The organism is Pseudalkalibacillus salsuginis, assembly GCF_021646685.1.
In the GTDB taxonomy this organism is placed as follows: domain Bacteria; phylum Bacillota; class Bacilli; order Bacillales; family Fictibacillaceae; genus Pseudalkalibacillus; species Pseudalkalibacillus salsuginis.
Window position 1 is genome coordinate 275,347 of record NZ_JAKJHW010000004.1, and the last position, 12,450, is coordinate 287,796.

A 12,450-nucleotide genomic window follows, 5' to 3' on the forward strand; every position below is an offset into this window, starting at 1 on the left:
CAGTATCGAATTAAGATTTTATTTATCAGATAATTCATACCTCTAGTAAGACATAAATAAACAGGAAAGTGCGACTTACCTCTTACATATCCACCAAGGGCAAGGGTATATTTCACAAGTACTTTGAATTTTCTAAAAAATACTGTAGAAGTTCTCCGTAAATGTTAAATTTATCTTAAGGATGTTATTGTTAAAAGGGGTTTTTTAATGGGGACTACTAAGAAGAACAGGTATGATAAAATGGAGGTACTATATGACTTTAAGGGAAGTGTTTTTTAGTATTTTTACTAGAATACATAGTTTTATTAAATGGTTCGATAAGGAAAATAGGCATGGTCATAGTAAATCATTAAGTATTTTATTGATTTTATTCTTCTTTAATGTAATTGCCATAATATTATTCAAGAATATTAAGCTTTTCGCAATTTGGTTTTGTTTTATAATATTTATAATGCTAATTAAATTAATGGATAATAATCTAAAATATTTACCTAAAAAAATAAAAGGGAACTCCAATAATTTTAGAGATTTGTTAAACACATTCAATACTCGTGCATATCTAGTAGGAATTATTTTATTTTCTTTCTATTTTATTTTATTATTGTATATTCTTATTCAATTCCCATTACTATTTTTTTTAGATTATAGTTTACTTATTAATATTGAAAACCTGTATTTTCCTAGCATTACTATATTTACAATCTATTATTTTATGTATCATGTAGTTATTAAAAAACAATCAACAAAATTAGCACGTTCTCTGATACACTTATATGTTGCAATAAGCATTTCAATTTCCTTATTATTTTTTGTAGTATCTTTAGATAATGTGTTCACTCCGATGATAACATGGTTAGGAGTAGGATATGCTTGGTTAAATTATTTTTTAGCTAGAATCGATAATGAAGATGAATTGAATAAAGGAAATTTCTAAAAAGATATGTCCACTTTAAGTAAGGTCAAAATGGACGCTTTTAGGACTATTGGTTAATATGGGGTTGAAGCGTCCAAAATACAAGTCCAAAAAAGAGGTGTCTATTATGACCAAATATGGTTATGCAAGAGTCTCATCAACAGGACAAAATCTTGAAGGACACAAATTTCTCAACTTGAAGAATATGGTTATAGCAGTTGTATGTTTATCATAAAGCTGAGGATATAACCTAAAAGGTGGATAATATGTTGACGGATCTTTTAAAAAATGATTTGAAGGTTGTATTTTGTGGTACTGCAGTCGGCTTAGAATCTTCGAAGAAAAAGCTTTATTACGCTAATCCAACAAATAAATTTTGGTCTATTCTTTATAGAACCCAACTTACTCCAACTAAGTTTAGTCCTAATGAATATCAAAAACTTTTAAACTATGGAATTGGATTAACGGACCTAGTTAAAGGTTGGAGTAGGAATGATAAAGATATTAGTAAAGAGCAATATGATATTAATAGATTAAATACGGTTATTAATAAAAATAAACCAGCAATTTTATGTTTTAATGGGAAACAAGCAGCAAAACAATACTTAAATAAAAAAATTATTCATTATGGATTGCAAAAAGAAAAAATTAATACTACTAAGATTTTTGTTGCACCTTCTACTTCGGGAGCAGCAAGTGGTTATTGGGATGAACGTTATTGGTTTGAGTTAGCAAAACTAGTTCAAAGTAATAAATAAGAATTATCGAGACTTCTTTGTTAATTTCAACCGCGCCTTACTGTCTCCTACCTTCCTTTGTTCTCCTCATTATAATTATTTGCGCATCACTCGGTAAAGGATCTGCGTGTTCGAACGGCCACAACCAAAACCAAGTCGGCTAAGCCAGCGTAAAAAATCCGAGAACGCTGGCTAAGTCATTGGGTTTTGCATATGTCCGTAACTTTCCACTTGATGCTTACACATACTTTCGTATCCTTCTACACTCGTTTTCGCAAAAATTCCTTTCTTCTCAAACAAAGAAAGGAGCTGTTTCAAGATGGAAACAATTTATGAGATTCAACGGATCAGACAGGTGATTTCAGAGGTAGAAGGAGGGCAAACATACATTATACGTTCTCCAGAAGATGGTGCAAGAGTGGCTGCTGGATTTATCGGTGAGGATGATCGCGAAGTGTTTTTTGTCATGTGTCTTAATACGAAAAATAAAGTTGTTGCGGTTCATCGTTGCCATGTAGGTTCAATCAATGCAAGTATTGTTCATCCAAGAGAAGTATTCAAAAGCGCAATTCTGAATAACAGTGCAGCCATCATCCTTTGTCACCAGCATCCTTCACAGGACACTGCCCCATCTAGAGAGGATATCGAAGTGACAAAGCGTCTTATTGAGGTTGGTAAATTGATAGGTATTGAGGTTTTAGATCATCTGATTGTCAATGCGGAAGCTGAATATACCAGCTTAAAAGAAAAGGGATATGTATAAATTATTAGGAAGGAGCTAGTCTCCTTCCTGTCTTTTTAGTTTTCCAATGGAGAATTAAATGAGGTTTTTCACTGATAAGCTTTGTTGTTTAGAGAGGTGTTCTAAAGTTATATAATAAACTTTTCAAATACAGGAGTTCTTAGCTTATCAAGACCTAAATTATAAAAAACCTAAAATAAAAAGGAGAAAACATATTAGACATATCTAATATGTTTTCTCCTTTTTATTCAATTAGTCGAGTAGAAGGGAAATGTAGCTTTCTGTAGCGCTTAAAGCATCAGCCCTCTCGATTTACAATCATTATGGAGTTCAATCCCTTCTACCAGTTGGCTTTCGGCCTATAACCTAAATGTCTATGCTTAAAGACTAAAGTTACCTTTAGGCCTCCAAGACTCACTACGAGCGAATGGCTAGTTCTTACTCGACGGGAATCCCACCCGTTATATGATACGACCTAAGCTTGGCCGAACAAGTTTTGAAGATCGGTTTTACACTAATCTTCATCAGCTTTATTTCTTATGGAATAACTTATGATATCTCAATATTATCAGAATATTCCGTTATATAATGGTACATTCTCCGCAATTGTTTAATTAGTATAATATTTCATGTGTAAAAAAATGATTATATTGTATGAGTTTTCCATATATGGGTTTAAATATTAAGAATTGTCTGATAACGTTAAGTTGAAAATAATAAATGGAGGGATGATATGGATGTCAAAAAAAGTTTTGTTTTTAACTATTAGTGCTTTGTTAATGTTTGGTGGGACGGTATTTGCTACTCATCAATCTATTCTAGAAAACAGAGCAGGGTATGATAATAGTTTCTTTTTTACAGGCTACTCCGATACCCATGAAAAAGAAAAAGTGGGTAGCAGTGTTAGTGTTATTAAAGCAGAAGTTCTTGTTTATGAAAACGATCTAGCACAGGTTTCTAATACCGATTATGGATACGGTACAACTTAAGTTGAGACTTCAGCAGAAGATACAGGTGGTTATGATGCATGTAGTGGAATTTATGAAGTTTATTCTTATGGAGAAGCTTCTTTTAATGATGGTACTCCAAACAGCTATGATAGTGGATACATATCTTATGAATACTATTGTACCTTAACAGGGAAGGAGATGGGAAATAAATGAACAGAAAAATAGTAACAGTAGGCATTACAGGAGTATTGTCTCTTGGACTAGTTTTTGCTAGTACATCTGATATCTTGGCCGATAGTAATGGAATCTCATTTTTTAAAACACCACAAACTGAAGAACAAAAACAGAGTGCTGAAAAAGTAAATAAGAATATGAATGAGTTTAGAAATGATGTATTTAGTGAGTTTTATAGTAATTTCAATTTACCAAAGAGAAATTTCACCAGAAAAACTATGGAGAATATATATAACAACAAGGATGAAAAATATAAGTCATTGGGTTTAGTGGTGCGTTCTATAATGATTAAACAAACTCCTGGAGATATAAAACCTTATGTGTTTATTAATGAAAAATCTGGGAAGGGATATATCTTAGAAAAAAAATCTGATGGTCAAAACAAAGTTTATTTTATTGAACTCAAATCCCAAAAATGGCAAATTACAGAAACAAAAAAGGGAAATGGGACTAAAATGGAACCAGATTTGAAATAAATAATGATTAGAAAACACCTGTAATTTTACTGGTGACAGCTTGTAGATAAATAAACCCAGGAGGGATTATTTATCTACAAGCTTTTTTTGTAAAAAATTTGGAGGTATTGTGAGGGATTTTTCAACATAGTTTATCACATTACATAATAAGGTTTTTTGAACAAATCTTTTAAAAGAGGTAATGACAAAGAATTAGTTGACCCCTCCATAGTAAATTGTTGTAATTAAGTCAGTAGCTTAATGATAGAGTAATAATATAGGAGGTGATTAACATACATTTATTACTATCTTTTCTTGTGTCGTTTAATCTAAGTTTTAATGAAGAAATTCCTATTACACAGTCATTATTAGAAAATGAAAATAGGGTATATGAATCATCTAATGAAATTTCCAAAATAAAAGATGCAGACAGAATTTATAAATCCAAACAAGATCCTAAAAACGATTTATTACCTATACCTAAAAAAAAGAAGCATACAATAAGCCCGCTACCTTTGCCAGGTGATAAAATAATTATTTATGAACCTCTTAAATGAGAACTAGAAAGTTATAAAAGTATTGTCCATCACTAATTAAGTAATCTAGTTTATAGGGAAACCTTTAAGGGTTTTTACCGTTGTAAAAACCCTTTATTACTGAGTTAAGGTGAATTGAAAGATAATTCTAAAAAACTCTTTAATAATTTTGTGACTTACTCCAGAATATGTCCCTTAAACTGAATAAGAAAGGGAAGGCGCCTTAGCTTATATCTTCTTATAGACTTCCGCATACGCTACCTTTAATTGCTCTCTAAGGCGTTTGTTATCATTTTCAAGTTTCTTAATCTTCCGTTTTAGTGATTCAATAAGGGCATCCTTATTGCTATCATTAATTTCTCGCTTCACTTGTTTTGGTGTAGGTTCTTTTGATTGTTGCTGCCTTAATGCTTCAATCCTTTCACGAATATTGACATTGTTGTACAGCGTTGCTTTTGATACATTTGATACATTTGATACACTGTTAAAATTAATACTCTCATTAGCTCGTATTAGCCGGTTAATTGCCTCATCTACCTTTTGGTATGTATTTGCTTTTCGTTGGGCGTGTATACTCTTCAAATGGGCTGAACGGTCATATTTAGCCATTCGTTACACCTTGCTTTCGTTTTGCACGGTCTAATCGTCCAAAGATAATATTACCTTGTTTAATAGTGTTATAGATATCTTCCAATCGTTCAAGATTTTTCTGATTTTTCTCTGCAATTTCTTTACGACCATAATGATTCGCAGCTTTAATCATCTTGGATGTTGATTGGATATGAATCTCATATTTTGCTACATCCATTTCTGATAAACCAACAGCCAAATCTTTACATGGACTACCTCCATTACATGTTAAACACGGAGGTTCTTCTGCATAGGGACAGTTTCCATTTAATCTTGCTCGACAAGAACCATAAGGATTATCAATGGCAGTTAATTTCTGATCTCGCCACAACATCTCTATAACATTTTGTGGTATTTCTTCTTTCTCTGATATCTCATATACTTTCCCGTTTAAATCAAAACTAAAAATTCCTTGTTTTACTGCGTTTTCAAATGCTTCACGCTTTGTATTATCTAATAAACGTGCGTATCGAAGGGTCATTTCGGGTGAAGCATGTGCTAATAATTCTTGAACGGTTAAAATATCAGCACCACCGTTTAACATTTTTACCGCGTAAGTGTGGCGAAATTGATGATTCTTAAAATGAAACAGATTGCCGTTCTCATCTTTGATATTTCTTTCTCTTGCCAATATGTTCAATTTTTTTTGTATCCAAGCGCTAGTATAAGGTTTACCTTTTCTTTTTCCACGATAGCTTACAAAAATATACTTTTCCGGATTATTATCTTGATTTCCTTTTTTTTTAACTTTATTTATTAAGACAGCTACCATGTCAGCCAATTCATCATCAACTGGAATTGAATGACCTTTTATATAAGTCTTCTCAATATCAGTTACGATTTGATATTTTTCATTTAATTTTACCAAACAATTTTGTGTTAACCCTAATGTATCAGAAATACGCAATCCGGTTTTAAACGCAATCCATATAATTGTCTGTAATTCAGATGGAAGGTAATTTATGTTTTCAAATAATTGTTCCAGAACATAATCCGGAATATAATCTATTTGATCGTATGGTTTTTTATCTTGCTTAGGTATATCCGATCGAAAAAATAGTATTCTCACATTTTTTTCTGGGGCAATGCTATAATCAAAGTTTTGTATATCTTCTAAAAATTTTCTAGTTATAATGATTGCTGTTTTAATATACTTCTTAGGATTTGCGTTCTTTTGCTTTAAATTTTCTCGTGAATATCTATAAAGCCATGCTATATATTTTTCTATGTGTTCCCTTGTAAGGTTATATAAAGTATTCCCCTTCGGTTCAAGAGAAATTACAAAGTTAATAAACCCTGGGATATATTTCATGTAATTTACTGCCGTTGACCATTTGAGATTTTGGTTACTTAGAAAGACGTTGTTTTAAATATTTTTTTGTTTCAATTCTGATATTTAGATTTTGAATTTTTTTGAAATCAATATGGTGAGGATCTGATGATTTGTTGTACTTAATTCCAAACTTATCTTGTAGTTTCCTTACATCCCAAATATCTTTTTCCCATTCTTCACGAGGGTCTGTTTGTTTTAAAAGATATGTGTACATTAGACTAAGAAAGTTTGCTAGATCCTTTTTTGCAGTATACATCTTACCTGTTTCTTTATGAATAACTGTTTGATTTGTTGAATAACCTTTTTGCTCAAGCCAATTTACCCACTTTTCTTCAGCTTTTTTTAAATCTAAATCCAATAAAGAAGACAGGCTTGGATATATTTCATTAATAAATTTAGATAACTTTTTTTGGTAACTTGATACTTTAGAAATATAGTTTAGACCCCATTCGCCATTAAACATTTGTTGAAAGAAAACATATTTTATTTCTAAATTAATAGACGGATTAACAAAAGCAAAAGTAAAGTTCTTAACAACATTTTTCGGAGTATTTATGTACTTAATATATTCTTTTTTAAAGTTTTCAATAGAACCAATAAAATTTATATTCCACGTATCCTTGATTAAAAAGTATGGATCATTAATGACAAACTCTGAAACTGAACCATTTTCATGTACCTTCTTTTCTGTATAAGAAGATAATTCGCTCTGAATTCTTACCCAATATTCGACTTGTTCTGTATTGTAATTTTGACTATTTTCATACATCTAATTGTCCTCTTTTCAACTTTTCCAATTGAAACGCAGGTTGTGCTTTTTCCCAATCTTCACGAATTTCTTCCTTTGAAGGGTGAAGGTATAGATTCATCGTCGTTTGGATTTGAGAATGTCCTAAGCGTTCTTGAACCTGCTTAATATCTTTCGTTTTCTGATAGAACATCGTTGCGTGTGTATGGCGAAAAAGGTGCGGGTGGATGCTTATTCCTGTCTTCTTCTTTAAACGTTTAAAGAGGGCTCCTACGTCTCCATAGGTCATAGGTTTTCCTGCGTTATTCCCCCGTAGTTTCACAAAAACAAAGTTTGTATCTATATCTAATTCATCCACAACTTCATACAAATAATCATCATACAAGTCCATTAAAGCTGAAGATACAAAAATCTCGCGTTCTCCTGTTTTTAACTTTGCCCGATTTTCTAATTCTCCTCGATCCACCAATCGAATCCGATGACCTTTTTGGTGATCTACCTTAAAATCTTCCATGAAAAGAGAAAGAACTTCTCCAATTCGCAAACCTGTTTCAAATAACACTTGAATTAGAAATGTATCTCGTATATTCGTTGTGGCCTTAACCACTTGTTGTACTTGTTCTTTCGTTAATGTTTCCACTCTCTTACGAGGTTCTTTTAGTTTTAGTACATTTCGTACGAAAGGCTTGTCTTTGTTTACATGATGCAAGAAACTCTTGTAACGTGATCTTCCCCCAGTGAAGATTTGTTTCATTAACTTTTCAACCATGTCATTTTGTAGTTCTTCATTTCTGTACAAGTAATCATAAAGATTTGTAACAGCCGTAACCGTCAGGTTAATTGTCTTTTCCGTTTTCTTTGCTTTAATTGGTTTAAGAGAAGTAACTTTTGTACTTTCGTATGGGCTTCTTAGCCAAGCAACAAATTCCACTAAGTCCTCTAACCGTATATACTTATAATCCTTATTTGTTTCTTCTAAGTAAGTAAAATACTGTTTCAATGAGTAACAGTAGGTCTTTTGTGTATTAATACTCTTCCCTGTTGTATCTAAATATTTCATGTACTTTAATACAGATAGAACAGGAATCCCATTACGATCTACAATCATATATCTTTTGTCTCCATTCTCTAATAGAACTTCTTGAACCTTCATTCTTTCGCTTCCCCTCATAAGCATAATCTCTTACTCATATATCCCTTTATATATAAGACATTTAATACTAGGAATTAATAATATGTTAAGCAATTATAGTATGTAAAAAAATAGTGGATCTCTATGTCATATTGAACATAGTATCCACTATTCATTATAGTACAGTTAACCTTAGTAACCCCTTTTTGGTCCAATTCCGGAACTTCACTTTTTCGCTCGGATGGCGGGGTCCAGATAAACCCTTTGTCGATCCTCATGTGTAATCAGTGATTTGGAAACATGATAAAAAGCCTTACGCTCATTAGGTGAAGCTCCATATTCAATTACACCAACTGGTTTCATTCGATGGCCTTCTTCAATTGATGCAAGCCACCCGGTTTGATCTTTTTTATATCCAGTTATAAAGACATCGGTGTACTGCCAATTGATAACCTTTAACCAGTGGCTGGATCGTATCGGTTGGTAGACACTGTTTTTGTATTTGGCGACCATTCCTTCAATGTTCGCTTTTTTTATAACTTCAAAATAAGACTCGCCGTCTCCCTCAATATACCTGATCTTGGAGAAGGTTTGGTTATCCTTTATCACTTCATCTAAAATGGCTTTTCGTTCCATCAAAGGGAGATTTCGAAGATCCTTACCCTTATAAAATAAGATATCAAATACGACGTAGTTAACTGGCTGAGCTATAGCTCTTTGTGTGATTCTCTGTTTGTTTTTTGTCAGGAAGCGTTCCATAACCCCTTCAAAGTCTACCTGTTTTGTTAGAGGATTGAAACAAACGACCTCTCCATCAAGGACGATATCTTCCTTGATAGGGACATTCAAAAATTCAGGGAACCGATCTGTCACAATGTTATTGTGACGTGTATATAAAGTAGTGGTTCCGTTCATTTGACTGAAGATACCTCGAAAACCATCCAATTTCATTTCATAGATGTAATCAGGATCATTAAATGCTTTTTTACTTGTTTGTAGAAGCATTGGGGTAATATACATGGCGTCTCACCTAAGCTAAGTTTAGCAGAGTACTCATAAAAGTTGTTAGTAAATTGGTGTTGGTAATTTTAGGGGTGAGTTATATTAAAGCTTGATTCTTTAAAATCATAATCATACGAATCTAATTCCGTTTATGTGTTCGGATCCACATAAAAAGTGTATCTTCTTTTCCTTTCAAACATGTTGTAAACATTTCACAAACTGAATACAAGCGAACAAAACCACATTGTTCACAACTTTCACACGCATGGACTATGTAATGAATCTCCCAACTTTTCTCTTTCCTAATCTGGAATAAACAAGAGGTGTTATTAACCATACAAATAAATGATAAATGATACGGTTTCCCATCAAAATTACGCTCTACACGCATCGACTCCCATTCAAATTTTGAGAACTTCAAATTTAACCCCCCCATGTATCCAGTATTATCTTATATTATAAGAACATAAGTTCTTTATTCGCAAGTGAGTTCTTTATCAAAAAGGTCATATTGTTGAGTTAGGAAGGTTTTAAAGGGGGCATAATAAATTTTTAGTTTATTCCAGAAAAGGGCAGTTTAATGGAATAAGAGGTTCCTATATTTAATTAACAAAAAACATCAGATTGTGGAATAAGACTTCCAAACAAAGCTGGCTTTCCATGTTTAAATCGTTTAAAGTTTACAATATCGTAACGTTAATATTTAACAAAATTGGCACCTTGGTAGGCTGCCTTTTTCATTTCGATAACTCGGTCTATCCATGGAAAATACACGAGAGTGGTGTAAAAGTCGATTTCAAGGAGTTACTAAAGTAGCTCCTTTTTTTCTGTTGTATAACGGACAGGATAATTTATCAATGAGTTTTAGTTCCAATAATTACCTCCTTAGATGATCGGTTATGTATGTTTTAATATTTAATATGTACATAACAGAGTAAACTCGCTATATTTATTCAAATTGCTTGAAGGAAAGGGGATATTTTTATATGGAAACTATTGAAAAACAACATAAAAGTACATTGAATCCTTGGTTTTCTATCTGGATAAAACCGAGGGAAACAATGAAAGAAATTTTTATATTCAACGCTGGGAATGTGTTTTTGCTCATTTTAATAGGCTCATTTGTACAGTTTTTGGACCGGGCTTCTTTTAAAAGTGCAGCGGATTCATTAAGCAGTCCATCTGCCCTGATCCCTGTAGGAATATCTAACACCTTAATCGGCACTTTAATTTATTATTTTCTTATTCCCGTTTTGTTGAACTGGGTAGGAAGAAAACTTGGCGGGCAAGGTACCATTGAAAAGATACGTTACTCTGTTGCCTATTCTTTTATTCCTTTCGTTTATTCACTTGTCATCGTTTGGGTGCCATCATTTTTCTTGTTTGGTATAGAAAACTTTACGACTGAGACACCAAGACTTGATAGCAGTATAACTTTAATAATTTTGATCATTATCTTTGGAATAATTGAAACCATTATTGGTATTTGGACAATCTTTATATTCTTAAAATGCTTAGGGGAAGCACACCAATTTTCAGCATGGAAAGCTTTATTGACAACAGTTTTGTCATTTATGGTGATCATTCTTCCGTTGATCATCATAGTATTCCTTGTCGCAGTTTAGAAACCCTTTAATTTTCCATTTATGAATGAAGAGTGCTTCAGCACTCCATTTTTATGGAAAAGCTTGCTTTATGTTTAGGGATTTTTTCGATATTACACAATAAAAAAACAGTATACCCAATGATAATAGGAAGTATAAAACAAAATGTCTACAATCTTAATTTATGTCAGGAGCGATATGATGAGAGGAAGCATATCATTTTTCATGATTTTTATTTTTTCTATTCTTACAATTTCTTGTTCCAACTCACTGGATAGTAACTCGCAAACTATTGACAAACAGGAAAAGGTGAATCAAGTAGCCAAAGCCGATATCACAATTGATGATAAAACCCAAATTAAACTTAATCTTGAAGGGTGGAATTATAGTACAAAAAGGGAAGATATGCCGCCAGAAGCACAGAAAGTTGCAGATATGGTCAGTGATTATGGCGGGGAACTCATACTTTTTGGTTTATCTCCTAATGGCACTTCAGGTGTAAGAATTATTGCAGAACCAGTAGATATGGAAACCACTGAATATTTTGAAACGATTAGGGATGTAAACAAACCTTCTTTAATCGAATCGAGTGAAGGTAAAAATACAACATTCGGAAATATAAAAGGGATTGTTTGGAATTATTCAGGCAATAAAAAGAACACTACATTTAAATATCTTGAGTGTATAACAAAAAAAGATAAATACAACTTAAGAATCACAATGTGGACGACCAATGAGTTATTCGATAAAAATGAAGCTGATTTTAATAAGGTTATAAAGAGCATTGAATTATAAGATTTAATAAATAGATCTTGTTGTTAACATCGCCCAAAACTCCGGGTAAGTTTGCCTCCCGGAAATTTATGATTTAATAAGGAGGAGTTCAATCATGAAAAAGCCAGGTATTGTAAAATTTATTCAAGTGATCCAATACATTCATCTAGGAGGAATTATTCTTTTATTAGCCGCATTCTGGTTCTTTCTTGTTTTCAAGGGAGTTCCGGGAGGTTATTTTTATGATTTCAGGGCTGGTTTTTTAAGTAGTGTCGAGATTAACCATGAAAATTATACCTCTAGAGATTTCGGTTATTTAACAGGTCTATTTTCCATTCCACTGATTTTAAACATATTGGTCCTCATCTTTCTTCAAAAGCGCAAATACAAATCATTAATCGCTGTTTTCATTCTGAATATTCTTATAGGATTTAGCAATCTATCTCTCTTTTTCATTATAGATCTAGGTTTTCTTCTTTTAATCTTATTAAACAAGAATGCGAAACAGTATTTAAAGAGAGATAGCAAAGTTCATGACCAGATGACCCCTTCAATTTAGTATTCCCCTTGACCTCCAAGTGTATCTTAATCCGGTCATCTTATGATAAACCGTATTTTTATCTATAGTGGTCAGCTAGCCCTGATTAATATTTATATTTT

At 32.4% G+C, this 12,450-nt stretch carries 13 protein-coding genes; 8 read left to right on the forward strand and 5 right to left on the reverse strand.

Features of this window, described 5'->3' with window-relative positions; all coding sequences use genetic code 11:
- Positions 1–253: 253 nt before the first annotated feature.
- From L1611_RS13170 to L1611_RS13190, 5 genes are all read left to right on the forward strand, one after another.
- Entirely contained in the window at positions 254–934 is a 681-nt protein-coding gene (locus tag L1611_RS13170) for a hypothetical protein (RefSeq protein ID WP_236313904.1), read from the forward strand.
- Positions 935–1,179: 245 nt separating this feature from the next.
- Positions 1,180–1,671 (forward strand): mismatch-specific DNA-glycosylase, encoded by a 492-nt coding sequence (locus L1611_RS13175; protein ID WP_236313905.1) that lies wholly within the window; start codon positions 1,180–1,182, stop codon positions 1,669–1,671.
- 298 nt (positions 1,672–1,969) lie between these two features.
- Entirely contained in the window at positions 1,970–2,413 is a 444-nt protein-coding gene (locus L1611_RS13180; RefSeq protein ID WP_236313907.1) for a JAB domain-containing protein, read from the forward strand.
- Positions 2,414–3,129: 716 nt separating this feature from the next.
- Entirely contained in the window at positions 3,130–3,381 is a 252-nt protein-coding gene (locus L1611_RS13185) for a hypothetical protein (protein WP_236313908.1), read from the forward strand.
- Between the two features lie 170 nt (positions 3,382–3,551).
- Positions 3,552–4,052, forward strand: a complete 501-nt coding sequence (locus tag L1611_RS13190; RefSeq protein ID WP_236313909.1) for a hypothetical protein — start codon at positions 3,552–3,554, stop codon at positions 4,050–4,052.
- 743 nt (positions 4,053–4,795) lie between these two features.
- Here the strand turns inward: L1611_RS13190 and L1611_RS13195 are convergent.
- The 5 genes from L1611_RS13195 to L1611_RS13210 form a co-directional block, all read right to left on the reverse strand.
- Positions 4,796–5,176, reverse strand: coding sequence for a DUF6262 family protein (locus tag L1611_RS13195; protein WP_236313910.1), 381 nt, complete (start codon positions 5,174–5,176; stop codon positions 4,796–4,798).
- The gene (locus L1611_RS20825; protein ID WP_322972552.1) at positions 5,169–6,509 is read right to left on the reverse strand and encodes a tyrosine-type recombinase/integrase; all 1,341 of its coding nucleotides are present in this window, start codon (positions 6,507–6,509) and stop codon (positions 5,169–5,171) included. The genes L1611_RS13195 and L1611_RS20825 overlap by 8 nt, the downstream gene beginning before the upstream one ends.
- 34 nt (positions 6,510–6,543) lie before the next feature.
- A complete protein-coding gene (locus L1611_RS20830) occupies positions 6,544–7,299 on the reverse strand; it encodes a hypothetical protein (protein WP_322972553.1) in 756 nt (251 codons plus the stop codon).
- Complete coding sequence (locus L1611_RS13205; protein WP_236313911.1) at positions 7,292–8,431, reverse strand: tyrosine-type recombinase/integrase; 1,140 nt, start codon at positions 8,429–8,431, stop codon at positions 7,292–7,294. Before L1611_RS13205 ends, L1611_RS20830 begins: the two co-directional genes overlap by 8 nt.
- Before the next feature lie 204 nt (positions 8,432–8,635).
- Positions 8,636–9,430 carry an ATP-dependent DNA ligase gene (locus L1611_RS13210; protein ID WP_322972554.1) on the reverse strand — a complete coding sequence of 265 codons (795 nt, stop codon included), beginning with the start codon at positions 9,428–9,430 and terminating at the stop codon, positions 8,636–8,638.
- A 968-nt stretch (positions 9,431–10,398) separates the two neighbouring features.
- On the opposite strand from L1611_RS13210, the gene L1611_RS13215 reads away from it, so the two are divergent.
- From L1611_RS13215 to L1611_RS13225, 3 genes are all read left to right on the forward strand, one after another.
- Positions 10,399–11,037: a Yip1 family protein gene (locus L1611_RS13215; protein ID WP_236313913.1), complete on the forward strand. Its 639-nt coding sequence runs from the start codon at positions 10,399–10,401 to the stop codon at positions 11,035–11,037.
- A gap of 180 nt (positions 11,038–11,217) precedes the next feature.
- Positions 11,218–11,811, forward strand: coding sequence for a hypothetical protein (locus L1611_RS13220; RefSeq protein ID WP_236313915.1), 594 nt, complete (start codon positions 11,218–11,220; stop codon positions 11,809–11,811).
- Between the two features lie 94 nt (positions 11,812–11,905).
- Positions 11,906–12,349, forward strand: coding sequence for a hypothetical protein (locus L1611_RS13225; RefSeq protein ID WP_236313917.1), 444 nt, complete (start codon positions 11,906–11,908; stop codon positions 12,347–12,349).
- The last annotated feature ends 101 nt before the right edge of the window (positions 12,350–12,450 follow it).